Genomic DNA, 25,941 nt, shown 5'->3' with positions numbered 1-25,941 from the left:
ATCAGCTGGCCGCCAGGGCAGACAACACCGATTGGCAGCTGCGCTCGGCGTAGCAGGTCAGCACGTCGCGGATCCGCGCCAGATCCCGCGCCACCACCGCTTCGAGCAACTGGCCGAAGAGGGTCAGGTACTCGCTCATTTCCGCCTGGCGTTGATCCAGGGCGAGGAAATAGAAGCGGCTCATGGACGGCTGCAGGTTCTCGACGGTCTCTTCCAGGTACGGGTTGTTGGCGAACGGATAGGCCGCGCGCATGACATTGAAGCTCTCTTCAACGAAGCCCTTCACGTCCTGGCGCTCGCAACTGGCGATGAGCCGCTGCTGAATCTGCTGGAACGCCGCGAGGTCGACCGGCTCTTTCCAGCTTCGCGCCACGGCCAGACCGAGGAGGATGTACATCTCGCTCATCAGGGCGCAAAGGCTGGTGATGTTGTGTGGGGTCAGGACCGAGACCTGCGCGCCGCGACGGGGCAGGATCACGATCAGATGGCGGCGCTCGAGAATCAGCAACGCCTCGCGCACCGAGCCACGGCTCACGTTCAGCGCGGCCGTGACCTTCTGCTCCTGAATCCGCTCCCCTGGCTTGAGCTCGCCGCGGATGATGCGCTCGGCAAGGTGGTGAGCGATCTGCTCGGCGAGGCTGTCAGGTGCCTTGAACGTCATTTCTTACCTTCAACTTCTTTGGTCGCAAACAAGCGGCGGAGTGTATCGCACTGCAGGTCTGTGGCGCAGGGCCATACTGTGGAAACTGGCACGAATTAAGCAGAAACACGGACATGTTTCTGATCACAGGCACTCAGTCGTTAGACGTTATCGTCAGGTGGGTTATCGGCCATTTCTCGAAATAATGAATTTCTTGACCTTTGAGTCAGAAATTAATTGACCCGATAGTCAGAGCTGATAGATTCATCGACATGTTCGATGACCCATCCGCCGGCAGCTGTGACCAGTGCTTATTAATGACAAGAACGAGGCGCGACCCGTGATCCAGTTTCTCCTGAACCAAGAGCTGAAAACCGAACAGGCTCTGGACCCCAATGTGACGGTGCTCAACTACCTGCGCGAGCACCTGCATAAGTCCGGCACCAAAGAAGGCTGCGCCAGCGGCGATTGCGGCGCGTGTACCGTGGTCGTCGGCGAGTTGACCACTGACGCGGCGGGCCGGGAGCAGCTGAGCTATCGCAGCCTCAATTCGTGCCTGACCTTCGTGGCCTCGCTGCACGGCAAGCAACTGATCAGCGTCGAAGACCTCAAGCATCAGGGCCGCTTGCACAGCGTTCAGCAGGCGATGGTCGACTGCCACGGTTCCCAGTGCGGTTTCTGCACGCCGGGTTTTGTGATGTCGCTGTTCGCGCTGCAAAAGAACAGCGCCGAATCCGCCTCCTCCGACACCCGGCACGCCCAGGCCCACGAAGCCCTGGCCGGCAACCTGTGCCGCTGTACCGGTTATCGACCGATTCTCGCGGCGGCCGAGCAAAGCTGCAGTCAACCGCCAGCGGACCAGTTCGATGCCCTTAAGGCTCAGACCATCGCCCGCCTGAAGGCCATCGCGCCGACGCAAACCGGCGAGCTGAACAGCGGCGACAAGCGCTGCCTGGTGCCGCTGACCGTCGCCGATCTGGCGGATCTCTACGACGCCTATCCCCAAGCCCGGCTGCTGGCCGGCGGCACCGACCTGGCGCTTGAAGTGACGCAGTTCCATCGCCCGCTGCCGGTGATGATCTACGTCGGCAACGTCGCGGCGATGAAGAAGATCGAGCACTTCGAAGACCGCATTGAGATCGGCGCGGCGACGGCCCTCACCGATTGCTACGAAGCACTGAGCCGCGAATACCCGGATTTCGGTGAACTGCTGCACCGTTTTGCATCGCTGCAGATCCGCAATCAGGGCACCCTCGGCGGCAACATCGGCAACGCTTCCCCGATTGGTGACTCCCCGCCTCTGCTGATCGCGCTGGGCGCGAAGATCGTGCTGCGCAAGGGCGAACAAACCCGCACCTTGGCGTTGGAGGATTACTTCATCGATTACCGCGTGACCGTGCGTCAGGAAAGCGAATTCATCGAGCGCATCATCGTGCCCCGCGCCAACCCCCGGCAGACGTTTCGCGCGTACAAAGTGTCCAAACGGCTGGACGACGACATCTCGGCGGTCTGCGCCGCGTTCCGCGTGCACATCGAAAACGGCGCCATCGTTGACGCCCGCGCGGCGTTCGGCGGCATGGCGGCGATCCCCAAACGCGCGGCCCATTGCGAGCAGGCGCTGATCGGCCAGCCGTGGACATCGGCCACCATTGAGCGCGCCTGCGCCGCAATGGCCGAGGATTTCACCCCGCTGACGGACTTCCGCGCGAGCAAGGAATACCGCCTGCTCAGCGCGCAGAACCTGCTGCGCAAATACTTCATTGAAGTGCAAACGCCTCACATCCAGACGCGGGTGACAGCTTATGTCTAATCATCATTCAGCCAGGTCCCAGGAAGAAATGGTCGCCCTGTTTCAACAGGACCTGACCACCGGCGTGGGCCGCAGCGTGAAACACGACAGTGCTGACAAGCACGTTTCCGGCGAAGCGATCTACATCGACGACCGCCTCGAATTCCCCAACCAACTGCACGTGTATGCGCGGCTGTCCGACCGTGCCCACGCGCGCATCGTCCGCGTCGACGTGTCGCCCTGCTACGCCTTCGACGGCGTGCGCATCGCCATCACCCACGAAGACATTCCGGGCCTCAAGGACATCGGCCCGCTGCTGCCCGGCGATCCGTTGCTGGCCATCGACACGGTCGAGTTCGTCGGTCAGCCGGTGATTGCCGTGGCCGCCCGGGATCTGGAAACCGCACGCAAGGCGGCGATGGCCGCGATCATCGAATACGAAGACCTGGAACCCGTGCTCGATGTGGTTCAGGCCTACCGCAACAAGCACTTCGTGCTCGACAGCCACACCCACCAGCGCGGTGATTCGGCGGCGGCTTTGGCCTCTGCTCCCCACCGGATTCAGGGCACGCTGCACATCGGCGGTCAGGAACACTTCTACCTGGAGACGCAGATTTCGTCGGTCATGCCCACGGAAGACGGCGGCATGATCGTCTATTGCTCGACGCAGAACCCGACCGAAGTGCAGAAGCTCGTCGCCGAAGTGCTGGACGTGTCGATGAACAAGATCGTCGTCGACATGCGTCGCATGGGCGGCGGCTTTGGCGGCAAGGAAACCCAGGCCGCGAGCCCCGCGTGCCTGTGCGCGGTGGTTGCGCGCCTGACCGGCCAGCCGACCAAGATGCGCCTGCCGCGCATGGAAGACATGATCATGACCGGCAAACGGCACCCGTTTTACGTCGAGTACGACGTGGGCTTTGACAACGACGGGCGCCTGCACGGCATTCAGTTGGAGCTGGCGGGCAACTGCGGTTATTCGCCGGACCTGTCGGCGTCCATCGTCGACCGGGCGATGTTTCACGCCGACAATTCGTATTACCTGGGCGACGCCACGATCAACGGCCATCGCTGCAAGACCAACACCGCGTCGAACACGGCCTACCGGGGTTTCGGCGGCCCCCAAGGGATGGTCGCCATCGAAGAGGTGATGGACGCCATCGCCCGGCACTTGGGCAAGGACCCGCTGGCGGTGCGCAAGGCCAACTATTACGGCAAGACCGAGCGCAACGTCACCCACTACTACCAGACGGTCGAGCACAACATGCTCGAAGAAATGACCGCCGAGCTGGAGGAAAGCAGTGACTACGCCGAGCGGCGCAAAGCGATCAAGGCCTACAACGCCAACAGCCCGATTCTGAAGAAAGGCCTGGCGCTGACCCCGGTGAAATTCGGCATTTCCTTCACCGCCAGCTTCCTCAACCAGGCCGGCGCGCTGATTCACATCTACACCGACGGCAGCATCCATCTCAATCACGGCGGCACCGAGATGGGCCAGGGCCTGAATGTCAAAGTGGCGCAGGTGGTGGCCGAGGTGTTTCAGGTCGACATCGACCGCGTGCAGATCACCGCGACGAATACCGACAAGGTGCCGAACACGTCGCCGACCGCAGCGTCCAGCGGCGCCGACCTGAACGGCAAGGCTGCGCAGAATGCAGCGGAAATCCTCAAGCAGCGGCTGGTGGAATTCGCAGCCAAGCATTACCAGTGCGATGAATCGCGGGTAGAGTTTCGCAACGGCCACGTCCGCGTCGGCGAACAGGTCATCAGCTTCGACACCTTGGCGCAGCAGGCGTGGATGGGCCAGGTGTCGCTGTCGAGCACCGGCTGTTACAAGACGCCGAAGATTTTCTACGACCGCAGCCAGGCGCGGGGTCGGCCGTTCTATTACTTTGCCTTCGGCGCGGCCTGTACCGAAGTGCTGGTCGACACCCTGACCGGCGAATACAAAATGCTGCGCACGGACATCCTTCACGACGTCGGCGCCTCGCTGAATCCAGCCATCGACATCGGTCAGGTTGAGGGCGGCTATATTCAAGGGATGGGTTGGCTGACCACCGAGGAACTGTTCTGGAACGACAAGGGCAAGCTGATGACCAACGGCCCGGCCGGCTACAAGATCCCGGCCGTGGCCGACATGCCGGCGGACCTGCGGGTGAAGCTGGTGGAGAACCGCAAGAACCCCGAAGACACGGTGTTTCATTCCAAAGCCGTGGGTGAACCGCCGTTCATGCTGGGCATTGCCGCGTGGTGTGCGATCAAGGATGCGGTGGCGAGCCTGGGCGATTACCGGCACCAGCCGAAGATCGACGCGCCGGCGACACCGGAACGGGTGTTGTGGGGGTGTGAGCAGATGCGGGCGTTGCGCCGAAATACAGAGAACGCTGCCGAGATCGTTTCAGAACCTGCTCCGGGGCTCCGCGTGGGAATGCAGCCCGAAACTCTCCGCGTCGATTAAACAGTGGCGACCTGTGCTGCCGCTTTCGCAAGCAAGCTCCCTCTTACAGTCCAAGTGCGATCCCTGTAGGAGTGAGCTTGCTCGCGATGAGGCCGGCACGGGCAACGACGATGTTTGATCTGCCAACCCGCCGATCAGGAGAAATCACATGAATAACTGGATCAGCGCCCTCGCCGACTTGCAGCATCAGGGCGAGGCATGCGTACTGGTGACCATCATCGAGGAGCGTGGCTCGACGCCGCGCAACGCCGGCTCGAAAATGGTCGTCAGCGCCGCGAGGATCTTCGACACCATCGGCGGCGGGCATCTGGAATACAAGGCCATGGAAATCGCCCGGGAGATGCTCGCCAGCGGCAGCCAGCAAACCCGCCTGGAGCGCTTCAGCCTCGGCGCCAGCCTGGGTCAGTGCTGCGGCGGCGTGAACGTGTTGCTGTTCGAACCCATGGGCCAGCCCCAGGCGCACATCGCCGTGTTCGGCGCCGGCCACGTCGGTCGGGCGCTGGTGCCGCTGCTCGCCAGCCTGCCCTGCCGCGTGCGCTGGATCGATTCCCGCGAGGCCGAATTTCCCGCGCAGTTGCCGGAAGGCGTGACGCAGATCCTCAGCGAGGACGTCATCGAAGAAGTCGACAACCTCCCCGCTGGCAGCTATTGCATCGTCATGACCCACAATCATCAGCTGGACCTGGAACTCGCCGCCGCCATTCTCAAGCGCGGCGACTTCAGCTATTTCGGCCTGATCGGCTCGAAAACCAAGCGCGTGAAATTCGAGCATCGCTTGCGAGATCGTGGCTTCGACGCCGCCGTGGTGCAGCGCATGCGTTGCCCCATGGGCCTGACCGAGATCAAAGGCAAATTGCCCATGGAGATCGCCGTGTCCATTGCCGGCGAAGTGATCGCCACCTACAACGCTCATTTCGGCGAGCAGAGCACCACCGCCGAACCTGTCGCCAAGCTGCTGCCGGTGTCCCGCCGCAGCCAGACCCAATGAATCCCGGAAGAACGATCAACTGACATGACCACAGATATCAGCACTGCCAAAAAAGCCTACCGCGCCGCCATCATTCACAGCATCGCCGACCCTGCCGAAGTAGCGGTGGAAGCGTCGTATGAGTATTTCGAAGACGGCCTGATGCTGGTCGAAAACGGCAAGATCCTCGCCCTCGGCACTGCCGAAGACCTGCTCGGCACGCTCACTGACGACGTCGAAATCGTCAGCTATCAGGACGCGCTGATCACCGCCGGTTTCATCGACACCCACATTCATTTGCCACAGACCGGCATGGTCGGGTCCTACGGCGAGCAGTTGCTCGACTGGCTGAATACCTACGTGTTTCCCTGCGAGAAGCAGTTCGAAGACCCCGAGCATTCGGCGCAGGTGGCTGACATCTTTCTCAAGGAATTGCTGCGCAACGGCACCACCACCGCGCTGGTGTTCGGCAGTCGTCACAAGGAGTCGGTGGAGGCGCTGTTCAGTGCCGCCGAGAAGCTCAATCTGCGCCTGATCGCCGGCAAGGTGATGATGGACCGCAACGCCCCGGATTATCTGGTGGACACCGCCGAATCCAGCTACGTCGACAGCAAGGCGCTGATCGAGCGCTGGCACGGCAAGGGCCGCCTGCATTACGCCGTCACCCCACGTTTCGCGCCGACCAGCACGCCCGAACAATTGACCCTCGCCGGCCAGTTGCTGACTGAATACCCCGACCTGTACATGCAGACCCACATCAGTGAAAACCTGAAGGAGGTTGAGTGGGTCAAGGCGCTGTTCCCGGAGCGCAAGAATTACCTGGACGTGTACGACCATTTCAACCTGCTCGGCGAGCGCTCCGTGTTTGCCCACGGCGTGCACCTGTGCGACCAGGAGTGTGAGCGCCTGGCGGAAACCGGGTCCGCCATCGCCTTTTGCCCGACCTCCAACTTCTTCCTCGGCAGTGGGCTGTTCAACTTGCCGATGGCCGAAAAGCACAAGGTCAATGTAGGACTCGGAACAGACGTCGGCGCTGGCACCAGTTTCTCGCTGCTGCACACGTTGAACGAGGCGTACAAGGTCATGCAGCTGCAAGGCGCTAAATTGAGCCCGTTCAAGTCGCTGTATCTGGCGACGCTGGGCGGCGCGCGGGCGCTGCGCCTGGAGGACAAGATCGGCAATCTGCAGCCGGGCAGCGAAGCGGACTTCGTGGTGCTGGACTTCAACGCCACCCCTCTGCTGTCCTACCGCATGAGTCAGGCGACGAGCATTGAAGAGCAGCTGTTTGTGTTGATGACCCTGGGGGATGACCGCACCGTCAGCGAAACGTATTCGGCGGGGGTGTTGGTGCATAAGCGTTCGTAGCGTGGTCGGGAATGCGCTTTGCCAGTCAGGCAGATGTGGCTGACACAACGCATTCGTGAGCAAGGTGGAGCGCCACCCCGGTCACTCCCACAGGTCCTCGGTCTGACCAGAGTTACCGGAGTCAGCACAGAATTTGTGGGAGCGAGCTTGCTCGCGAAGACTGAGGTACATCCAACACTAATCTGTCAGCTGCGCCGCAGCATTCGTGAGCAAGCTCACTCCCACAAGTGGTGTGTTAGCCCAGAATGCTGTGCTCCCTCCGAAGGTATATTCCCCGCAGGTTGCGCCGCGAACGGGCAGGGATCAGACCGCTGTGCTGCGCCCTGCTTTTTTCTTCGGCAGCATCAGGTGCGAGAACACCGCATGGAGGTCGTCGGAGGCGCTGTCTTCGTCGAGGTTGAGCTTGCTGTCGATGTGATCCATGTGATGCATCATCAGGTTCACCGCCAGGGTCGCGTCGCGGGCTTCGATGGCGTCGATCAGTTGGGTGTGTTCATCGTACGAGCAGTGCGAGCGGTTGCCGCTTTCGTACTGGGCGATGATCAGCGAGGTCTGCGAGACCAGACTGCGCTGAAAGCTGATCAGCGGGGCGTTCTTCGCCGCTTCCGCCAGTTTCAGATGGAATTCCCCCGACAGACGAATCCCCGCCCCTCGATCCCCTTTCGAAAAGCTGTCGCGCTCGTCGCTGACCATCTGGCGCAGCTCACTGAGCTGTTCCGCCGTGGCGTGCTCGACCGCCAGTTCCGTGATCGCCTTCTCCACCAGACGCCGGGCGAAGAACACCTGTCGTGCCTCTTCGACGCTCGGGCTGGCCACCACCGCGCCGCGATTCGGACGCAGCAACACCACGCCTTCGTGGGCCAGTCGCGAGAGTGCGCGACGAATGATGGTGCGGCTGACGCCGAAGATTTCACCGAGGGCTTCTTCGCTCAGCTTGGTGCCGGGCGCCAGACGCTGTTCGAGGATCGCCTCGAAAATGTGGGCGTAGACGATGTCGTCCTGGGTGCCGCTGCGGCCGGACTTGGCCGTGCGTGAATGTTTCTTGAGGGGTTGCAACTGATCGTTCATGGGCACTCGTGGTAACAGAATCCGGCGCGGGGCCTTGCCGTGATCAGGGCGGGTACGACCACTGTTGGAGCAACCAATAGCAGATATCCCGGCAAAGTCACAGTAAAAGTAATGGCGCATTGTACACAGCCGGCAAAGTCTGCACAGGCCCCGAAATGACGGGGCGTTATGCACACAATCCGCAAAATATTCCGCACAGGATCGAAAACATTATTTGCATTATTTGTATACAAAAGCATAATCCCTTCGTGCACGTTTCTGACCTTTCAGTCAACAAATCAGCCTGACTGGTCCATACGCCTCCCGGAGCCCGCAACCGGCTTTGTCATAACAACAAAAACGTCCCGAGGATTTCACTGTGGAAAGTCGCAAAACCGAAGCCACGCTGCTGGATCTCACGCTGCCGCGCAAAGGCCTGCTTGAACGCCTGTTCAAGCTGAGCCTGCACGGTACGACCGTCCGAACCGAGCTGCTGGCAGGGCTCACGACCTTCATCACCATGGCCTACATCATCTTCGTCAACCCCAACATCATGGCCGACGCCGGCATCGATCACGGCGCGGCGTTTGTCGCGACCTGCATCGCCGCCGCGCTGGGCTGTCTGCTGATGGGGCTGTACGCCAACTGGCCGGTGGGCCTGGCGCCGGGGATGGGCCTGAACGCATTCTTTACCTACACCGTGGTCGGCACCATGGGCTACAGCTGGAAAACGGCGCTGGGCGCGGTGTTCGTCTCGGGCGTGATCTTCATGTTCCTGACCCTGTCGCGGATCCGCGAATGGCTGCTCAACAGCATCCCGGTCAGCCTGCGCTATGCCATGGGCGCGGGGGTGGGGCTGTTTCTCGGGCTGATCGGCCTGAAGACCGCCGGTATCGTGGTCGACAGCCCGGCGACGCTGATCAAGCTCGGCTCGCTGCGTGAACCCGGTCCGCTGCTCGCCGCCATCTGCTTTCTGATGATTGCCGTGCTCAGTTATCACCGGGTGTTCGGCGCGATCCTCATCAGCATCATCACGGTAACGCTGGCCGGCTGGGGCCTGGGGCTGGTGCATTACAACGGCATTTTCTCCACGCCGCCGAGCCTGGCGCCGACCTGGATGGCCATGGACCTGGCCGGCGTGTTCAACGTCAGCATGATCAGCGTGGTGCTGGCGTTTCTGTTCGTGCACATGTTCGACACGGCCGGCACGCTCATGGGTGTGGCACAGCGCGCCGGTTTGGTGCGTGAAGACGGCCGCATCGAGAACCTCTCGCGGGCCTTGAAGGCAGACAGCGCATCCAGCGTGTTCGGTGCGATGGTCGGTGTGCCGCCGGTCACCAGCTACGTGGAAAGCGCTTCGGGCGTGGCGGCCGGGGGTCGGACTGGTCTGACCGCCGTGACCGTGGGCGTGCTGTTCGTGGCGGCGATGTTCTTCGCCCCGCTCGCTGGCATGATTCCCGCTTACGCGACCGCAGGTGCATTGATTTACGTGGCGATGCTGATGATGGGCGGCATGGCGCACATCGACTGGGACGAAGCCACCGACAGCATTCCGGCGATCGTCACGGCGATCATGATGCCGCTGACATTCTCGGTCGCAGACGGAATCGCGCTGGGGTTCATCACCTACGTGGTGTTGAAAGCCGGCACCGGCCGCCATCGGGAAGTCTCCATCAGCCTGTGGGTGCTGTGCGCAATCTTCATCGCCAAGTTCGTGTTTTTGTAACGCTTTCCGGCCGCCGCACTGCTGATGGATGGCAGTCGTCACCGTACATGACCTGAAGCGCCGCGCAGCCCGCGGCGTTTCTGCTTTCAGATAAACAAGGAGAACACCCCATGACACTGGAAACCTGGCTGCTGTTCAGCGGCGCGGCATTGGTGGTCATTCTGATTCCGGGGCCGCTGTCGCTGCTGATGATCGGCAACAGCCTGAATTACGGCCTGCTGCGCTCCTACCCCGCCTTCCTCGGCGGCGTCTGCGCATCGATCTGCCTGCTCAGCGCTTCGGCCCTGGGACTGGGCGCCTTATTGTTGGCGTCCGAGCAGTTGTTCAGCGCCTTGAAAATCGTCGGCGGTCTGTACCTGTTTTACCTGGCCTGGCAAAGCTGGAAACAGTCGCGCCGGCCCGCCGTTGCCGCCGAGGTGCCCGAGGCCGCCAGCAAACCCGCCTTCGGCTCACTGTTCTGGCGCGCCTTTGTGCTGGGCGGCAGCAACCCGAAAGACATCCTGTTTTTCGCCGCCTTTCTGCCGCAGTTTCTCAAGACCGATGAGCCGTTTTTCGGCCAGTTGATCACCATGATCATCACCTGGACCGTCCTCGACCTGAGCTGCAAATTGTTCTACGGCCTCAGCGCCCAGGGCGCGGCCCGCTACCTGCGCACCGGTAAGGGCCAGACCTGGTTCAACCGCATCAGCGCCGGTCTGTTCGGCACCGCCGGCACCGTCGCCCTGATCAGCCGCTGAGTTCAGCAACAAAAACCGAGGGCAAAAAAAAGCCCGCAGTGTGGGCGGGCAAGAGGAACGCGGGGAGCAACAAGCGGCAGCGATCTAGCTGCCGCGATACGTCGAGTAGCTGTAGGGCGAAATCAGCAGTGGCACGTGGTAGTGGTCTTGCCCGGCGTCGATGCCGAAGCGCAGCACCACCTCATCGAGAAACCCGTGCTCGCCGGATTGCACGCCTTTGCCGCGAAAGTAATCGCCGGCCTGAAACTGCAATTGATAGACGCCAGACTGGTAGTCATCGCCCTGCAACAACGGGGCGTCGCAGCGGCCGTCGCTGTTGGTCACTGCCTCGGCGACTTTCTCCAGCCGGTCGCCATCGACCCGATAAAGCGCAACGCGGATGGAGCTGCCGGGGCAGCCATGTGCAGCGTCCAGCACGTGAGTGGTGAGTCGTCCCATGGCGTGTCGTTGCCTCATTCAGTGAGAGATTAAGAGATGGCCTGCACCCGAAAAGGGCATCAGCGGTAAGACATGAGCAGGATTAAGACAGTTTATGCGAAGATTGTACACAATTAAAATCACCTAAATTTTCACTGATCACCCGCCGCGGCCCCATGCCCCGGATAGCGGCGCAAGGCAGATGAATACGCGATGACAAGCGCCATATCTGACCACTCAGGCAGGTTTCTTGCACAGTGATCCCATGAGGCCGAGAGTGGCGGGAAGTGAAAAAACAGGGTTACACGTTGTAAATAAAGTTGTATACAATCTTACCATCACAGCGACCGTCACGGCACCTTGATGCATCGCCCTGACGACCACCGCCACAGAACACAGGCTAGATAAGGAAGATTGCAGTGAGCGCCGACTACCCACGCGACCTGATCGGTTACGGCAGTAACCCGCCCCACCCCCGCTGGCCAGGCAATGCCCGTATCGCGCTGTCATTCGTGCTCAATTACGAGGAAGGCGGCGAGCGCAATATTCTGCATGGCGACAAGGAGTCCGAAGCGTTCCTTTCCGAAATGGTCGCCGCGCAACCGCTGCAGGGCCAGCGCAACATGAGCATGGAATCGCTCTACGAATACGGCAGCCGGGCCGGCGTGTGGCGCGTGCTCAAGCTGTTCAAGCAATTCGACATTCCGCTGACGATCTTCGCGGTGGCCATGGCCGCCCAGCGTCACCCGGACGTGATCCGCGCCATGGTCGACGCGGGCCATGAGATCTGCAGCCACGGCTATCGCTGGATCGACTACCAGAACATGGACGAGGCCCAGGAACGCGAGCACATGCTCGAAGCGATCCGCATCCTCACCGAACTCACCGGCGAACGTCCGCTGGGCTGGTACACCGGGCGCACCGGCCCCAACACCCGGCGGCTGGTGATGGAAGAAGGCGGTTTTCTCTACGACTGCGACACCTACGACGACGACCTGCCGTACTGGGAGCCCAACAACTCCACCGGCAAGCCGCATCTGGTGATCCCCTACACCCTGGATACCAACGACATGCGCTTCACCCAGGTGCAGGGTTTCAACAAGGGCGAGGACTTTTTCGATTACCTGAAAGACGCCTTCGACGTGCTCTACGCCGAAGGGGCCGAGGCGCCGAAGATGCTCTCCATCGGCCTGCACTGCCGCTTGATCGGTCGCCCTGCCCGACTGGCCGCGCTGCAGCGTTTCCTTGAGTACGTCAAAGGCCACGAGCAGGTCTGGTTTGCGCGCCGGGTGGAGATCGCGCGGCACTGGCATCAGGTACACCCCTTCAATGGAGCCGCCGAATGAGCCGCTTTCAGACCCTGACGCCCTCTTCCCTCAGCCGCGACGAATTCGTCCAGGCGTTCGCCGACATCTACGAACACTCGCCCTGGGTCGCCGAACAGGCTTATGACCTGGACCAGCGGCATGAGCTCGATGATATCGAGACGCTGCATGCACGCATGAGCGACATCCTGTTGAGTGCCGATCACGCCGCGCAACTAGCGCTGATCAACGCTCACCCGGACCTTGCCGGCAAAGCCGCCGTGCAAGGCCAACTGACCGAAGCCAGTACCTCTGAACAGGCTGGCGCCGGTATCCACCAATGCACGGCCGAAGAGTTCCAGCGCTTCACCGAGCTGAACGACGCCTACAAGGCGAAGTTCGCGTTCCCCTTCATCATGGCGGTGAAAGGCAGCAACCGGCATCAGATCCTCGCGGCCTTCGAGACGCGCATTCACAACCCGGCCGACGCCGAGTTCGCCTGCGCCCTTGCCGAGATCAACAAGATCGCGATGTTCCGCCTGCAAGCCCTCTGACCGACCTTTCCCACGCCCACTATCAAAGGCAGACAAAAAGAATGAAAGCTTACGCCGCACCCTTCGAGAAGTTCGTCAACCTGGCCGATGCGCGTCTGGGGACGAAGATCCTTTCCGTCACCGATGACTGGTTCGCCGATGCCAACCGCCTGTTCCAGCCGACCCCGGCGGTCTGGAAAGAAGGCGTGTTCGACGACAACGGCAAGTGGATGGACGGCTGGGAGTCGCGCCGCAAGCGCTTTGAAGGCTACGACAGTGCAGTGATTCGCCTTGGCGTTGCCGGTTCGATCAAGGGCGTGGACATCGACACCTCGTTCTTCACCGGCAACTACCCGCCATCGGCCTCGCTGGAAGCGTGCTTCCTGGCGTCGGGCGAGCCGGACGAAAACACCGTGTGGACGGAAGTGTTGCCGGCCGTGGAGCTCAAGGGCGACAGCCACCATTACCACGAGATCGGTGACGCCAAGGCTTACAGCCATTTGCGTTTCAACATCTACCCGGACGGCGGCGTGGCGCGTCTGCGGGTGTACGGCGTGCCCCATCGGGACTGGTCGGCAGTGGGTGACAACGAGCAGATCGATCTCGCCGCCGCGCTGAATGGCGGTCGTGCGCTGGCCTGCTCCGACGAGCATTTCGGGCGCATGAGCAACATCCTCAACCCGGGCCGTGGCGTGAACATGGGCGACGGCTGGGAAACTGCACGTCGCCGTACGCCTGGCAATGACTGGGTAATCGTGGCGTTGGGGCATGCGGGCGAGGTCGAGCAGATCGTCGTCGACACCCTGCACTTCAAGGGCAACTACCCGGACAGCTGCTCGATTCAGGCAGCCTTCGTCAAAGGCGGCACCGACAGCCAGATCGAAACCCAGAGCCTGTTCTGGCGCGAACTGCTGCCGAGCCAGAAGCTTGAAATGCACGCCGAACACACTTTCTTCGAGCAGATCAAGGCACTGGGGCCGATCACCCATATCCGCCTGAACGTGTTCCCGGATGGCGGCGTGAGCCGGTTGCGGGTGCTGGGCAAGGTTGCGAAATAAACGCTTGGCCTCTGATGACTGATGGTTCCCACGCTCCGCGTGGTAACCCCTTTGCGGACGCTCCGCGTCCAGGGTGACGCAGAGCGTCAGGGGATGCATTCCCACGCGGAGCGTGGGAACGATCACCAATCCACCAAACATGAACAGAAGACCCCCGCATGCGCACACTGATCATCGAGCCGTTGACCAAGGCAGCCTTCGCCCCTTTCGGCGAGGTCATCGAAACCGACGGCAGCGATCATTTCATGATCAATAACGGCTCGACCATGCGCTTTCACCGTCTGGCCGAGGTTGAAACGGCCACGCCGGACGACAAGGCGATCATCAGCATCTTCCGCGCAGAGGCGCTGGAGATGCCGTTGACCATCAGCATGCTGGAGCGCCATCCGCTGGGCAGCCAGGCCTTCATTCCGCTGCTCGGCCATCCTTTTCTGGTCGTGGTCGCGCCACTTGGCGATGCACCTGAACCCGAGTTGACCCGCGCCTTCATCACCAATGGCAGGCAGGGTGTTAATTACCATCGCGGCGTCTGGCACCACCCGGTGCTGACGATCGAAAAGCGGGATGACTTCCTGGTGGTTGATCGCAGTGGCAGTGGCAATAACTGCGATGAGCATTTCTTCGAAGAGAGTCAGAAGATGGTTCTCGATCCCCAACTATAAGAAGGGTCTGACCACCCGTTAAGCGGTGGAAGGCAAAGGGTAAAGACTGTGGCTGCACATCTGATGGAATGGCTGAATCTGGGCGTGCGCTGGATTCACATGATCGTCGGGATCGCCTGGATCGGCGCGTCCTTTTATTTTGTCTGGCTGGAGAACAACCTCAACCGCGCCAACCCCCGTGACGGTCTGTCGGGCGACCTATGGGCGATTCACGGCGGCGGTATCTACCACCTGGAAAAGTACAAACTGGCCCCGCCGACCATGCCGGACGACCTGCACTGGTTCAAATGGGAAGCCTACTGGACCTGGATGTCCGGCATCGCGCTGCTGTGCATCGTGTTCTATTCCAACCCCACCCTTTACCTGCTGGCACCCGGCAGCACGCTGAGCGGCGGCGCAGGCATCGCCATCGCCGTGGGCTCATTGATCGCCAGCTGGACGATCTACGACATCCTCTGCGATTCGCCCCTGGGCAAGCGCCCTGCCCTGCTGGGCCTGGTGCTGTTCGTGCTGATCATCGCGGCCTGCTTCGGCTTCAGCCAGGTGTTCAGCGGACGGGCGGCTTACCTGCACACGGGTGCAATCATCGGCACGATCATGGTCGGCAACGTGCTGCGCATCATCATGCCGGCCCAGCGCGCGCTGGTCGCCGCCATCACCGAAAACCGCACGCCGGACCCGTCGCTGCCGGCCAAAGGCCTGCTGCGTTCACGGCACAACAACTACTTCACCCTGCCGGTGCTGTTCATCATGATCAGCAACCACTTCCCGAGCACCTACGGCAGTCAGTACAACTGGCTGATTCTGGCGGGGATCGCGGTGTGTGCGGTGCTCGTCCGTCACTTCTTCAACACCCGTCACAACAGCCACAAATACGCCTGGGCCTTGCCGGTCGGGGCACTGGGAATGATGTGCCTGGCCTACGTCACCGGCCCCGCGCAAATGTCTCGCGGCCCGGACGTGGCGGAGAAAATCCAGTATCAGCCACTGCCGGGCACGGCCATCGGTGGCCATCGCGCCGACGAGGCGAAGCCTGACGTCGCACCAGCGCCAGCCCCTGCAGCCGCCCCGGCACCTGGCGCAGAGGCAGCAGCCCAACCGGCGCAAGCCAGCAGCGGCGGCGTGGATTTCGAGAAGGTCCACAGCGTGATTCAGGAACGCTGCACCGTCTGCCACTCTGCCAAACCCACCAGCCCGCTGTTCAGCAGTGCGCCGGCCGGGATCATGTTCGATACGCCGCAACAGATCCAGCAACTGGCCCCGCGCATTCAGGCCCAGGCGGTGACCGCGCAGATCATGCCGCTGGGCAACATCACCCAGATGACCCAACAGGAACGTGACCTGCTGGGGCAATGGATTGATAAGGGGGCGCAGACGAACTGAAGTCAGCTGCAAGCTTCAAGCGGCAAGCCACAAGTCAGAAGCAGTACGCGATCGGCTTTGGCTTGAGGCTTGCCGCTTGAAGCTTGTCGCTAACCGCTCCATCCGCTCCATCCGCTCCAACCAAAAAATAAAAACAATGAGGTGTTGCATGTCCGAGTCAACTCACGCGCGCATTCCTGACGCGCCGCCACGACAGCCCCTGCCATTGCTGCAACTGATTCTGGTGGGCCTGCAACACGTCCTGTTGATGTACGGCGGTGCCGTTGCGGTGCCGCTGATCATCGGCCAGGCCGCCGGGCTTTCCCGGGAAGAAATCGCCTTTCTGATCAACGCCGACCTGCTGGTCGCCGGTATCGCCACGGTGGTGCAATCCCTGGGCATCGGTCCGCTGGGGATTCGCATGCCGATCATGATGGGCGCCAGCTTCGCCGCCGTCGGCAGCATGGTGGCGATGGCCGGGATGAGTGGCGTCGGCCTGCCGGGCATCTTCGGCGCGACCATCGCAGCGGGCTTCTTCGGCATTCTGATCGCGCCGTTCATGTCGAAAATCGTGCGCTTCTTCCCGCCGCTGGTGACCGGCACCGTGATCACTTCCATCGGCCTGTCGCTGTTCCCGGTGGCGGTCAACTGGGCCGGCGGCGGCAGCAAGGCGGTGAGCTTCGGCGACCCGGTCTACCTCGGTGTCGCCGCGCTGGTGTTGCTGACCATCCTGCTGATCAACCGCTTCATGCGCGGGTTCTGGGTCAACATCTCGGTGCTGATCGGCATGGGCCTGGGTTACATCCTCTCCGGCTTCATCGGCATGGTCGACCTCAGTGGTCTGGGTCAGGCCGAATGGCTGAAGGTGGTCACGCCCCTGCACTTCGGCCTGCCGCAATTCAGCCTCGCGCCGATCCTGTCGATGTGCCTGGTGGTGGTGATCATTTTTGTCGAATCGACGGGGATGTTTCTCGCGCTGGGCAAGATCACCGACCGCGAAGTCACGCCGGGTATGTTGCGCCGGGGGTTGCTGTGCGACGCGGCAGCCTCGTTTCTCGCGGGCTTTCTCAACACCTTCACCCATTCCTCGTTTGCGCAGAACATCGGCCTGGTGCAGATGACCGGCGTGCGCTGCCGCTCGGTGACCATCGTCGCGGGCGGGTTCCTCATCGTCCTCAGCCTATTGCCGAAAGCGGCGTATCTGGTGGCCTCGATCCCGCCTGCCGTACTGGGCGGCGCGGCCATCGCGATGTTCGGCATGGTCGCCGCCACCGGGATCAAGATCCTCCAGGAAGCGGACATCTCCGACCGGCGCAACCAGCTGCTGGTCGCGGTGAGCATCGGCATGGGCCTGATACCCGTGGTGCGACCGGAGTTCTTCAGCCAGCTGCCGCAATGGATGGGGCCGATCACCCACAGCGGCATCGCCATGGCGACATTGAGCGCGGTGTTGCTGAACCTGCTGTTCAATGTCATCGGCGGTGCCGAGCGCGCGGCGATGGCCGGACCGCTGCATTCACACTGAGGGGTTGCCCTGTTTTCGACGGGAGTGCTCTGTCACAGAGCACTTGAGCACGACCGCGCGAGTCAGTATCCTCCGCCGCCGCTCGAATTCAGTCCAATAACAACACTGCAACTAACCTGACTGACCGGACAACTCTCCGATCAGCCCGTGCATCTTCCAAACGGCATCGATAAATCGACCAATCGACTGTTCTTTGAACAGCCGGCGGGGCTTTTTCGTCTTTTTTCAAGGTGTTGGCTCAGCTCTTGCTATCAACTCGAAGCTGACCAAACAGACAACTTAATCGATTAAAACCAAGGCGCCATAACAGAGCGTCAGTTCGCAAAAAACCACGACGTCAATCCAAGGGAGTATTTACATGAACCGCACGCTTTCCAGCCTGATGGCCGCAAGTAGCCTGCTTGCCGCCGCGCCGGCCATGTCGGGTGATCTGCTGCAGTGGCAGAGCAACAGCCTGACTTACCTCTACGGCAAGAACTTCGCCGTGAACCCTGAAAACCAGCAGACGTTCACCTACGAACATGCCGATGGCTGGAAATACGGCGATAACTTCGTCTTCCTCGATTACATCAACTACAACGGCAAGAAAGACGGCAGCCTGGGTAACGCCTCGACGTACGGGGAGATTTCCCCGCGCCTGTCGATGGGCAAGATCTTCGATCAGAAATTCGAGTTCGGCCCTGTCACCGACGTGTTGCTGGCAACCACTTACGAGTTTGGCGAAGGCGATGTCGAGTCGTATCTCATCGGCCCGGGTTTTGATTTGAAGATCCCCGGCTTCGATTACTTCCAGCTGAACTTCTACAAGCGTTACAACGACGGCCACCGCGCCGGTTACGGCGCCTGGCAGATCACGCCGGTCTGGTCCTACACCATCCCGGTGGGCAAGTCCGACATTCTTATCGACGGTTTCATGGACTGGGTCGTGGACAACAAACAGTCCAACAGCAAAGGCGATTACCACTCCAACCTGCACTTCAACCCGCAGATCAAATACGACCTGGGCAAGGCGCTCAATCTTCCGGACCGGCAGTTGTACGTAGGCGTCGAGTACGACTACTGGAGCAACAAGTACGGGATCAACGACACGCGCTCTTTCGACACGGACCAGAACACCGCGAGTTTGCTGGTGAAAGTGTTCTTCTGATCGCTTCGGGACGGTGCTGGCAAGCGCCTTCGCAGGCCGTTGCCATCAGGCGTCCACTGCAGAATGCCTGGGGCCTTGCGCTCCGGGCAATTAATGCGTTTTTCATTTTCATGTGACCGATTTTTAACTTCCGCTCCGGGAAGATAGGCACCGTCGGCCACTGTCGGGCAGACACTCGAACCTCCCTGTCTGAACCACCCGGTAATCACAATGAACAAACTTCCGCAGATTACGCTCGCGTTCTGGGTCATGAAAATCTGTGCCACCACGTTAGGCGAAACAGCAGGCGACTTGCTGTCGATGACCCTCGACGTTGGCTATCTGATCAGCTCCCTTATCTTGATCAGCGTGTTTGTCGTCACGCTCATCACGCAACTGGCCTCCAAACGCTATAACCCGGCGCTGTACTGGTTGGTGATTCTTTCCACCAGCACCGCGGGCACCACCATGTCCGACTTCATGGACCGTACGCTGGGCCTCGGGTATGCGGCGGGTTCGGCCATTCTGGTGGCTATCCTGCTGGCTATATTCTCGGCCTGGTACTGGAGCGAACGGTCGTTGTCAGTCAGCCGCGTCACCACGCTGAAAGCCGAGCTGTTCTACTGGTTCGCGATCCTGTTCTCGAACACCCTGGGCACGGCGCTGGGCGACTTCCTGGCGGATGACTCGGGATTGGGTTTCATGGGCGGGGCGTTGCTGATCGGCTCGGCGATTGCCGTGGTCGTGGTGCTTCACTACACCACCCGGTTGTCTTCGGTGGCGTTGTTCTGGATCGCCTTCGTGCTGACTCGTCCGTTCGGGGCGACGTTGGGCGACGTGCTGACCAAACCCCATGAAAAAGGCGGCCTGGACTTCGGGACGGTGGGTTCGTCGATGGTACTGCTGGGCATTCTGGTGCTGCTGGTGGGCGCCGCCATGTATTACAACCGCAAGCCCGCGCCGGCCTATGCGGTAATCAGCGACAAGTAAGGACACGCTCCACCGAAGTAAGGCGCGCTTGCCTGGGACCGAAGCACTTCAACCCTCGCTACACAGGCTGAGGTTCAACGGGCTCAGGCAAACGCGGCCAGGGTCCCCCCCTCAGGAATGCCCTTCCCACGGCAGCGGCTTGCCCGCTCGCACCCTCGCGTTCAGCGAGCGCAGCAGGTCGAGGGGATCACGGTCTTTCATCGCATGACTCTGCTCGTCGACCCAGGTCATGACCTGCTGCCGGTCGAGCGTCGGCCGGCGGTGCAGGATTTCCACCAGCTGACGCTCGCAATGCTGGGCATACGCAACGACGCTGGAAAACAATGGGCTGTTCATGCTGCCGACACCTCGCCACCGAATACGCGTTCAGCCTTGATAAGGCGCCAGTTTAGTTGCTGCCATTCCGCTACTGCTCCCGGTACAACCCGCCACACAATAGCATTGGCGCGCGGTCGCGCCAGTGACAAAGCCGGTGGACAAAGGGGATGTTGTTGCGCAGCCGAGGCAATGTTGAGCCTGCTGCGAGGCCGGTGCTAACATTCGCCACCGCCGAGCAGGCAAGGACATACCGGTTTATGAGCAGCATCCGCGAGCGCAACAAAGAACTGATCCTGCGCGCAGCCAGCGAAGAATTTGCCGACAAGGGATTCGCCGCCAGCAAGACCAGCGACATCGCCGCCAAGGCGGGTGTGCCCAAGCCCAACGTCTATTACTACTTCAAGTCCAAGGACAACCTGTATCGCGAGGTGCTCGAAAGCATCATCGAGCCGATCATGCAGGCGTCGACGCCGTTCAATCGCGAGGGTGTGCCGGCTGAAGTGCTGACGAGCTACATCCGCTCGAAGATCCGCATCTCCCGCGAGCTGCCCTTCGCTTCAAAGGTGTTCGCCAGCGAGATCATGCACGGCGCGCCGCATTTGACGCCCGAGCAGGTTGAGCAACTGAATGGACAGGCCCGGCATAACATCGAATGTATTCAGGGCTGGATCGATGACGGCCTGATCGCCCCGATCGACCCCCATCATCTGATGTTCAGCATCTGGGCCGCGACCCAGACCTACGCCGATTTCGACTGGCAGATTTCCACGGTGACGGGTAAAGCGACCCTGGACGACGCTGATTACGAAGCGGCCGCCCAGACCATCATCCGCCTAGTGCTCAAAGGGTGTGAGCCGGACCGCTGAAGGTCACTGGCTTTCTTCCTTGTCGTAGCCCAAGGCCCTGTTCACACCTTGCAAGAGCTGGCCGAAGCTCCAGGGCTTGCGGATGAACACGACTGGATGTACGACACCCGAGCTCTCGGGTGTCTCGTGACCTGACATGATCAGGATCGGGATCTGCGGATACTTGTTGCTCGACAGGTTCGCAAGGTCCGCACCGTTCAAGGTGCCCGGCATGAGGATATCGGTCAGGAGGAGCGCCACGTCGCCCGAGTTGCTTTCGAGGTACTTCGCCGCCTCGTCTGCAGTCTCCAGCGCATGGGTGGTAAAGCCTTCATCCTCGAGGATTTCGCAAACGAACTCGCGAATGATCTCCTCGTCCTCAACCACCAGAATGAGTCCCATGTTTGGTACGTCTGCTGCCATTTGCGCCACATCCACAATAATTATTTCCCATGCCTGCCCGGCCGGCCCTGTCCTGGACTCGGGTGTAGTCCGTACTGTGAGCGGCGCGAGCGCCGGAAATTCCATTGGGAATCAACATTTGGTCGAAACGATGTGCAGATTCTGGAAATGAAACCGTACAAACGGGACTTTACGGAATCGCAGGCAATAAAAAACCCGCCGAAGCGGGTTTGTGCAACACCGTCCAACTTCCTGTTGGCCGCCAATGCCTGGCAACGGTCGATCGTCCTTGATCCTGCAGCGGTCCGTTGCTGCAGTTGATGGATCCAATGTACCGCGACGATGTGTTTCAACCTAGAGCCAAGTTCCTCAGGTCGTGTAAGCCTTTGGCTATACCTGTGTCAGTAACCTGCGCCCACACTCAGGTTTATACCGGTGAGGCCGAGATGCTTAATGACACCATGGCTTCCCTCCGTTGAGGGATGCGGGTCAATGGGCTGTCGTGCAAGCGGTTATAGAGCGGCCTGGCCGAACAAGAAGAATAAAGAAGCGGAGTGACGATCATGAATATGCGCAATCTTTCGATCAGCCGGCGCTTGTGGCTGATTCTCATCGTCGCCGTGGTGATGCTGTTCACGCTGGCGGCGGCGATGCTCAAACAGATCCACGACGATCTGTACGAAGCCAAAACCGTCAAGACCATGCACGTGGTGCAGACCGCCAGCGGCCTGCTCGATTACTACCATGGCCTGGAAACCGCCGGCACCCTGAGCCGCGAACAGGCCCAGCAGCAGGCGATGGATGCCATTCGCGGGCTGCGCTACAACCAGACCGACTATTTCTGGATCAACGACCTGCGCCCGGTGATGATCATGCACCCGGCCAATCCCAAGCTGGTAGGCCAGGACCTGTCCGGCATCAAAGACCCGGACGGCTTTCAGGTCTTCAACGAGATGGTCACCCTGGCCAAGGCCAAAGGCGGGGGTATGGTCAACTACCGGTGGCCCAAGCCCGGCGCCACTGATGCGGTCGGCAAGACCTCGTACATCTCGCTGTTCGCGCCGTGGGGCTGGATCATCGGCTCGGGCGTTTACATCGATGACGTGCAGGCCGAGTTCTACAAGCAGGTGGTCAAGGCGCTGTCGATCAGTGCCGGCATCATTCTGGTCATGGCGCTGCTGTTGATTCTCATCGCGCGCAGCATCGCCGGCCCGCTCAAGGCCACTGTCGAGGCGATGGCCAATATCGCCAGCGGCGAAAGCGACCTGACCCGCACTCTGGAAACCCAGGGCAACGACGAAGTCACGCAACTGGCCCGGCACTTCAATGCGTTCACCGCCAAGCTGCGGCGGGTGGTCAGTGAGCTGCAGTCGTCTGCGGTCGGCCTGGGTCAGGCGTCGAGTGAGCTGGGCAGCAACGCCATTCAGGCTCAGGAACGCAGCCAGCAGCAGTCGCTGCAGATGGAGCAGGTGGCCACGGCGGTCAATGAGGTCACTTATGGCGTGCAGGACGTGGCAAAAAACGCCGAGCACGCCGCCAGCGAGATGCGCAACGCCGAATCCCAGGCGCAGCAGGGTCAGGCCAACATCGACAGCAGCCTGAAGCAGATCGGGCACCTGTCCGGCACCATCGATCAGGCCGTGGAAGTGATTCGCACGCTGGCCAGCGAAAGCACGCAGATCGGCGGCGTGCTGGAGGTGATCAGTTCGATTGCCGAGCAGACCAACCTGCTTGCGCTCAACGCCGCCATCGAAGCCGCCCGCGCCGGTGATCAGGGCCGTGGCTTCGCCGTCGTCGCAGACGAAGTCCGCCTGCTGGCCCAGCGCACGCAGAAATCCACGGCGGAAATCCAGGCGATGATCGAGCGCCTGCAAGCCCATTCGGATGCGGCGGTGAAAGTGATCGCCGACAGCAGTCGTTCTTCGCAGCTGACTATCGAGCAGGCCAACCTGGCCGGCCAGAGCCTGACGTCGATCAGCCAGGCGCTGCGCAACCTCAACGGCCTGAACGCCTCCATCGCCAGTGCGACCCTTGAGCAATCCCACGTGGTGGAAGACATCAACCAGAACGTCACCCAGGCGGCGCAGTTGTCCCAGAGCACGGCGGTGGCGGCCGAACAGTCCAGCGCGGCGAGCAATCAGCTCAAGGGGTTGAGTGAACAGCTGAATGGGTTGTTGCGGCAGTTTCGGGTGTAACAACCAGATTGAGCCCCATAAGATTTGCGGTGTAACGACTGACGCTTTCCCGGCTAAAGCCGGTCCCACAGAGGTACGCGGTGTTTCCGTAGGACTGGCTTTAGCCGGGAAGGGGCCCGCCTGGGCACCCTCAATTTTGCGGTGTGACGCCTGACGCTTTCCCGGCTAAAGCCGGTCCCACAGGGGTACGCGGTGTGTTAGTGGGACCGGCTTCAGCCGGGAAGAGGCCAGCCTGGGCACCCTCAATTTTGCGGTGTGACGCCTGAGGCTTTCCCGGCTGAAGCCGGTCCCACAGGGGTACGCGGTGTTTCCGTAGGACTGGCTTTAGCCGGGAAGAGGCCCGTTTTGACGCCATCAATTTTGCGGTGTGACGCCTGGCGCTTTCCCGGCTAAAGCCGGTCCCACAGGGGTACGCGGTGTTTCCGTAGGACTGGCTTTAGCCGGGAAGGGGCCGGCCTGGGCACCCTCAATTTTGCGGTGTGACGCCTGAGGCTTTCCCGGCTGAAGCCGGTCCTACAGAAATATACGGTGTGTCAGCTGGAGTGGCGATGAGAGAATGTAGCTCGCTTACAGCCTTGCTGAACTATGTACCTCAAGCCATTATGTATACAATAAATACAATTATTGAATACAGACATGCCGGCCCTCCTCGCCCATCTCCCCACCATTGCCCTGACTGGGCCGAAGCCCTGCTCAACGGTTTCAGTCAGGTGCTGCTGCAACGCAGCCCTCTGTGCGGGGTTTTCTGTCTGTTGGCGATTCTGATCAGCGCGCCCTCCTCCCTGGGCGACGCGCTGCTGGGGGCCGTCGCGGGTTTGCTCACGGCGCAACGGCGCGGCTACCCGAAAAGCAGGCGCCAGGACGGGCTTTATAGCTACAACGGCATTTTGCTCGGGCTGTTGATCGGCTCTCAGGTCGAATGGTCGCCACTGGTGCCGCTGCTGACCATTGCCTGCGGCGGGCTGAGCGCGATGCTCATGCACGCCTGGCTGGAGCGAACGCCGCGGGCGTCCTGCCTGAACGCCTACACCGCGCCCTTCGTGCTGTTTGGCTGGCTGTTGTTGATGTTTGTCGAACCGATGCAAGCGGCTATCGCAGACCTGAACCCGATCCACGCGCTGCCCCTGGGTTTCGGGCAGGTCTTTCTGCTCGATCATCCGCTGGCCGGGGTGATGATCGGTGTCGGGCTGCTGATCGCCAATCGGCGCGCCGCGCTCTGGGCCTTTGTCGGTTGCCTCAGCGGCGTCACCTTCGTGCTGTGGCAGTCGCAGCCTGACTTGCCACTGCCCGCTCTGTGCGGCTACAACCCGGCGCTGGCCGGGCTGGCCTTCAGTCAGGCGCGGCACAAACCCTGGTTACCGGCGAGCGCCATTGCGCTGTCGATTCTGTTGCAGCCGGGGTTTGCAGCCATGGGGCTGGCGACGCTCACCGCCCCGTTCATTCTGGCCTGCTGGCTGGTGCAGGCCAGCGCCCGGCTGCTGCGTCAGGCTATCGGTGATGACAGGTTGCGCTCCTGAGCGCTTTGTCCCACGCTCTGCCGACCTTGCACGCGGAACGACTCCATGGACAGCAACATCAGCTGGCGCGAACAGCTACGCATCATCATTTTTCAAAGTGACACCAAACCCGGCCGACGCTTCGACAAGATCCTGCTGGTGCTCATTCTCTGCAGCCTGCTCGTGGCGATCATCGACAGCATCGAGGCCGTTCACCGCAACTACGCCGCCCCCCTGGCCTGGATCGAGTGGACCTTCACCTTCATCTTCGCGGTCGAGTACCTGCTGCGCCTGTACTGCTCGCCCAAGCCCCTCAAGTACGCCTTCAGCTTCTACGGCCTGATCGATTTGCTGGCGATCGTGCCGGGCATCCTGGCGATCTATTACAGCGACGCGCAGTACCTGCTGATCGTGCGCGTGGTGCGCATGCTGCGGATCTTCCGCGTGCTCAAGCTCAGCCCTTATCTGAAACAGGCCAACTACCTGCTCGCCGCCCTGCGTGGCAGCAAGCAGAAGATCATTGTGTTTCTCGCCACCGTGTCGACGCTGGTGACGGTGTTCGGCACGCTGATGTACGTCGTCGAAGGGCCGGAGCACGGCTTCACCAGCATTCCCAAGGGCATCTATTGGGCAATCGTCACCCTGACCACGGTGGGCTTTGGCGACATTGTGCCGAAGACGCCGATCGGGCAAATCCTGTCGTCGCTGGTGATGATCACCGGTTACTCGATCATCGCCGTGCCCACCGGGATATTCACCGCCGAACTGGCCAACGCCATGCGCGGCGATCAGCTGCAGCACGACTGCCCGGTGTGCGCCAAGAACGCCCATGAACCCAACGCGGCGTTCTGTTCGCGCTGCGGCAATGCGCTGTTTCCCAAGCTCGGCGCGATGGCCGCACCCGCGGATGCGCAACGGGACATAAGCACATGAGTTTTTGATCTATTGAGCCGCTGGGGACTTTGGTTATAGTCGCCAGCCA

The 25,941-nt window shown here is 61.2% G+C and carries 23 protein-coding genes; 18 read left to right on the top strand and 5 right to left on the bottom strand.

From position 1 onward, the window contains the following. Position 1 precedes the first annotated feature (1 nt). The gene (locus IFT47_RS22630; protein ID WP_192174194.1) at positions 2-661 is read right to left on the bottom strand and encodes a GntR family transcriptional regulator; all 660 of its coding nucleotides are present in this window, start codon (positions 659-661) and stop codon (positions 2-4) included. Between the two features lie 319 nt (positions 662-980). Between IFT47_RS22630 and xdhA the strand changes: the two genes are divergently transcribed. The 4 genes from xdhA to guaD all read left to right on the top strand — a co-directional run bounded on the left by xdhA (position 981) and on the right by guaD (position 7,216). Continuing rightward, positions 981-2,450: a xanthine dehydrogenase small subunit gene (gene xdhA, locus IFT47_RS22625; protein ID WP_192174193.1), complete on the top strand. Its 1,470-nt coding sequence runs from the start codon at positions 981-983 to the stop codon at positions 2,448-2,450. Further along, on the top strand, positions 2,443-4,884 hold the full coding sequence (gene xdhB, locus IFT47_RS22620; RefSeq protein WP_244656028.1) for a xanthine dehydrogenase molybdopterin binding subunit: 2,442 nt from the start codon (positions 2,443-2,445) through the stop codon (positions 4,882-4,884). The genes xdhA and xdhB overlap by 8 nt, the downstream gene beginning before the upstream one ends. A gap of 148 nt (positions 4,885-5,032) precedes the next feature. Beyond that, positions 5,033-5,872 (top strand): xanthine dehydrogenase accessory protein XdhC, encoded by an 840-nt coding sequence (xdhC, locus tag IFT47_RS22615; RefSeq protein WP_192174192.1) that lies wholly within the window; start codon positions 5,033-5,035, stop codon positions 5,870-5,872. Positions 5,873-5,896: 24 nt separating this feature from the next. Beyond that, positions 5,897-7,216: a guanine deaminase gene (guaD, locus tag IFT47_RS22610; RefSeq protein ID WP_197984076.1), complete on the top strand. Its 1,320-nt coding sequence runs from the start codon at positions 5,897-5,899 to the stop codon at positions 7,214-7,216. A 303-nt stretch (positions 7,217-7,519) separates the two neighbouring features. Here guaD and IFT47_RS22605 read toward each other — a convergent pair whose 3' ends face one another. Next, on the bottom strand, positions 7,520-8,284 hold the full coding sequence (locus IFT47_RS22605; protein ID WP_192174191.1) for a GntR family transcriptional regulator: 765 nt from the start codon (positions 8,282-8,284) through the stop codon (positions 7,520-7,522). Positions 8,285-8,642: 358 nt separating this feature from the next. On the opposite strand from IFT47_RS22605, the gene IFT47_RS22600 reads away from it, so the two are divergent. Both IFT47_RS22600 and IFT47_RS22595 read left to right on the top strand, forming a co-directional pair. Continuing rightward, positions 8,643-9,989, top strand: a complete 1,347-nt coding sequence (locus IFT47_RS22600; protein ID WP_192174190.1) for an NCS2 family permease — start codon at positions 8,643-8,645, stop codon at positions 9,987-9,989. Between the two features lie 110 nt (positions 9,990-10,099). Beyond that, positions 10,100-10,726 carry a LysE family translocator gene (locus tag IFT47_RS22595; protein ID WP_192174189.1) on the top strand — a complete coding sequence of 209 codons (627 nt, stop codon included), beginning with the start codon at positions 10,100-10,102 and terminating at the stop codon, positions 10,724-10,726. A gap of 84 nt (positions 10,727-10,810) precedes the next feature. Here the strand turns inward: IFT47_RS22595 and uraH are convergent, their stop codons facing one another. Continuing rightward, positions 10,811-11,164 carry a hydroxyisourate hydrolase gene (uraH, locus tag IFT47_RS22590; protein ID WP_192174188.1) on the bottom strand — a complete coding sequence of 118 codons (354 nt, stop codon included), beginning with the start codon at positions 11,162-11,164 and terminating at the stop codon, positions 10,811-10,813. A 398-nt stretch (positions 11,165-11,562) separates the two neighbouring features. Here uraH and puuE point away from each other — a divergent pair, with 398 nt between their 5' ends. The 8 genes from puuE to IFT47_RS22550 all read left to right on the top strand — a co-directional run bounded on the left by puuE (position 11,563) and on the right by IFT47_RS22550 (position 19,703). Then, a complete protein-coding gene (puuE, locus tag IFT47_RS22585; protein ID WP_192174187.1) occupies positions 11,563-12,489 on the top strand; it encodes an allantoinase PuuE in 927 nt (308 codons plus the stop codon). Beyond that, positions 12,486-13,001, top strand: coding sequence for a 2-oxo-4-hydroxy-4-carboxy-5-ureidoimidazoline decarboxylase (uraD, locus tag IFT47_RS22580; RefSeq protein WP_192174186.1), 516 nt, complete (start codon positions 12,486-12,488; stop codon positions 12,999-13,001). Before puuE ends, uraD begins: the two co-directional genes overlap by 4 nt. A gap of 41 nt (positions 13,002-13,042) precedes the next feature. Beyond that, on the top strand, positions 13,043-14,038 hold the full coding sequence (gene alc / locus IFT47_RS22575; protein ID WP_192174185.1) for an allantoicase: 996 nt from the start codon (positions 13,043-13,045) through the stop codon (positions 14,036-14,038). 158 nt (positions 14,039-14,196) lie between these two features. After that, positions 14,197-14,700, top strand: coding sequence for an ureidoglycolate lyase (locus tag IFT47_RS22570; RefSeq protein ID WP_192174184.1), 504 nt, complete (start codon positions 14,197-14,199; stop codon positions 14,698-14,700). Between the two features lie 48 nt (positions 14,701-14,748). Continuing rightward, entirely contained in the window at positions 14,749-16,083 is a 1,335-nt protein-coding gene (locus IFT47_RS22565) for a urate hydroxylase PuuD (RefSeq protein ID WP_192174183.1), read from the top strand. A gap of 148 nt (positions 16,084-16,231) precedes the next feature. After that, positions 16,232-17,587: a nucleobase:cation symporter-2 family protein gene (locus tag IFT47_RS22560; protein WP_192174182.1), complete on the top strand. Its 1,356-nt coding sequence runs from the start codon at positions 16,232-16,234 to the stop codon at positions 17,585-17,587. Positions 17,588-17,945: 358 nt separating this feature from the next. Further along, positions 17,946-18,734 (top strand): outer membrane protein OmpK, encoded by a 789-nt coding sequence (locus tag IFT47_RS22555; protein WP_192174181.1) that lies wholly within the window; start codon positions 17,946-17,948, stop codon positions 18,732-18,734. Positions 18,735-18,944: 210 nt separating this feature from the next. After that, a complete protein-coding gene (locus IFT47_RS22550) occupies positions 18,945-19,703 on the top strand; it encodes a COG4705 family protein (protein ID WP_192174180.1) in 759 nt (252 codons plus the stop codon). 111 nt (positions 19,704-19,814) lie between these two features. Here IFT47_RS22550 and IFT47_RS22545 read toward each other — a convergent pair whose 3' ends face one another. Further along, the gene (locus tag IFT47_RS22545) at positions 19,815-20,039 is read right to left on the bottom strand and encodes a hypothetical protein (RefSeq protein ID WP_065988731.1); all 225 of its coding nucleotides are present in this window, start codon (positions 20,037-20,039) and stop codon (positions 19,815-19,817) included. Between the two features lie 239 nt (positions 20,040-20,278). Here IFT47_RS22545 and IFT47_RS22540 point away from each other — a divergent pair, with 239 nt between their 5' ends. Next, positions 20,279-20,887 carry a TetR/AcrR family transcriptional regulator gene (locus tag IFT47_RS22540; protein WP_192174179.1) on the top strand — a complete coding sequence of 203 codons (609 nt, stop codon included), beginning with the start codon at positions 20,279-20,281 and terminating at the stop codon, positions 20,885-20,887. 3 nt (positions 20,888-20,890) lie between these two features. On the opposite strand, the gene IFT47_RS22535 is transcribed toward IFT47_RS22540, so the two are convergent. After that, positions 20,891-21,268, bottom strand: coding sequence for a response regulator (locus tag IFT47_RS22535; protein ID WP_244656027.1), 378 nt, complete (start codon positions 21,266-21,268; stop codon positions 20,891-20,893). Positions 21,269-21,831: 563 nt separating this feature from the next. On the opposite strand from IFT47_RS22535, the gene IFT47_RS22530 reads away from it, so the two are divergent. The 3 genes from IFT47_RS22530 to IFT47_RS22520 all read left to right on the top strand — a co-directional run bounded on the left by IFT47_RS22530 (position 21,832) and on the right by IFT47_RS22520 (position 25,892). Then, positions 21,832-23,463 carry a methyl-accepting chemotaxis protein gene (locus IFT47_RS22530; RefSeq protein WP_192174177.1) on the top strand — a complete coding sequence of 544 codons (1,632 nt, stop codon included), beginning with the start codon at positions 21,832-21,834 and terminating at the stop codon, positions 23,461-23,463. Positions 23,464-24,065: 602 nt separating this feature from the next. Then, positions 24,066-24,980 carry an urea transporter gene (locus tag IFT47_RS22525; RefSeq protein WP_192174176.1) on the top strand — a complete coding sequence of 305 codons (915 nt, stop codon included), beginning with the start codon at positions 24,066-24,068 and terminating at the stop codon, positions 24,978-24,980. A 45-nt stretch (positions 24,981-25,025) separates the two neighbouring features. Continuing rightward, complete coding sequence (locus IFT47_RS22520; RefSeq protein ID WP_192174175.1) at positions 25,026-25,892, top strand: ion transporter; 867 nt, start codon at positions 25,026-25,028, stop codon at positions 25,890-25,892. The last annotated feature ends 49 nt before the right edge of the window (positions 25,893-25,941 follow it).

Source organism: Pseudomonas sp. CFBP 13711 (assembly GCF_014842265.1).
In the GTDB taxonomy this organism is placed as follows: domain Bacteria; phylum Pseudomonadota; class Gammaproteobacteria; order Pseudomonadales; family Pseudomonadaceae; genus Aquipseudomonas.
Note: the sequence above shows the minus strand (reverse complement) of the source record. Positions and strands in the feature narration are given on the sequence as shown.

Coding starts and splice junctions, on each gene's coding strand:
- IFT47_RS22630 (WP_192174194.1), bottom strand. CDS start 661: ATGACGTTCAAGGCACCTGACAGCCTCGCCGAGCAGATCGCTCACCAC.
- xdhB (WP_244656028.1), top strand. CDS start 2,443: ATGTCTAATCATCATTCAGCCAGGTCCCAGGAAGAAATGGTCGCCCTG.
- xdhC (WP_192174192.1), top strand. CDS start 5,033: ATGAATAACTGGATCAGCGCCCTCGCCGACTTGCAGCATCAGGGCGAG.
- guaD (WP_197984076.1), top strand. CDS start 5,897: ATGACCACAGATATCAGCACTGCCAAAAAAGCCTACCGCGCCGCCATC.
- IFT47_RS22605 (WP_192174191.1), bottom strand. CDS start 8,284: ATGAACGATCAGTTGCAACCCCTCAAGAAACATTCACGCACGGCCAAG.
- IFT47_RS22595 (WP_192174189.1), top strand. CDS start 10,100: ATGACACTGGAAACCTGGCTGCTGTTCAGCGGCGCGGCATTGGTGGTC.
- uraH (WP_192174188.1), bottom strand. CDS start 11,164: ATGGGACGACTCACCACTCACGTGCTGGACGCTGCACATGGCTGCCCC.
- uraD (WP_192174186.1), top strand. CDS start 12,486: ATGAGCCGCTTTCAGACCCTGACGCCCTCTTCCCTCAGCCGCGACGAA.
- alc (WP_192174185.1), top strand. CDS start 13,043: ATGAAAGCTTACGCCGCACCCTTCGAGAAGTTCGTCAACCTGGCCGAT.
- IFT47_RS22570 (WP_192174184.1), top strand. CDS start 14,197: ATGCGCACACTGATCATCGAGCCGTTGACCAAGGCAGCCTTCGCCCCT.
- IFT47_RS22560 (WP_192174182.1), top strand. CDS start 16,232: ATGTCCGAGTCAACTCACGCGCGCATTCCTGACGCGCCGCCACGACAG.
- IFT47_RS22555 (WP_192174181.1), top strand. CDS start 17,946: ATGAACCGCACGCTTTCCAGCCTGATGGCCGCAAGTAGCCTGCTTGCC.
- IFT47_RS22550 (WP_192174180.1), top strand. CDS start 18,945: ATGAACAAACTTCCGCAGATTACGCTCGCGTTCTGGGTCATGAAAATC.
- IFT47_RS22545 (WP_065988731.1), bottom strand. CDS start 20,039: ATGAACAGCCCATTGTTTTCCAGCGTCGTTGCGTATGCCCAGCATTGC.
- IFT47_RS22540 (WP_192174179.1), top strand. CDS start 20,279: ATGAGCAGCATCCGCGAGCGCAACAAAGAACTGATCCTGCGCGCAGCC.
- IFT47_RS22535 (WP_244656027.1), bottom strand. CDS start 21,268: ATGGGACTCATTCTGGTGGTTGAGGACGAGGAGATCATTCGCGAGTTC.
- IFT47_RS22530 (WP_192174177.1), top strand. CDS start 21,832: ATGAATATGCGCAATCTTTCGATCAGCCGGCGCTTGTGGCTGATTCTC.
- IFT47_RS22525 (WP_192174176.1), top strand. CDS start 24,066: ATGTATACAATAAATACAATTATTGAATACAGACATGCCGGCCCTCCT.
- IFT47_RS22520 (WP_192174175.1), top strand. CDS start 25,026: ATGGACAGCAACATCAGCTGGCGCGAACAGCTACGCATCATCATTTTT.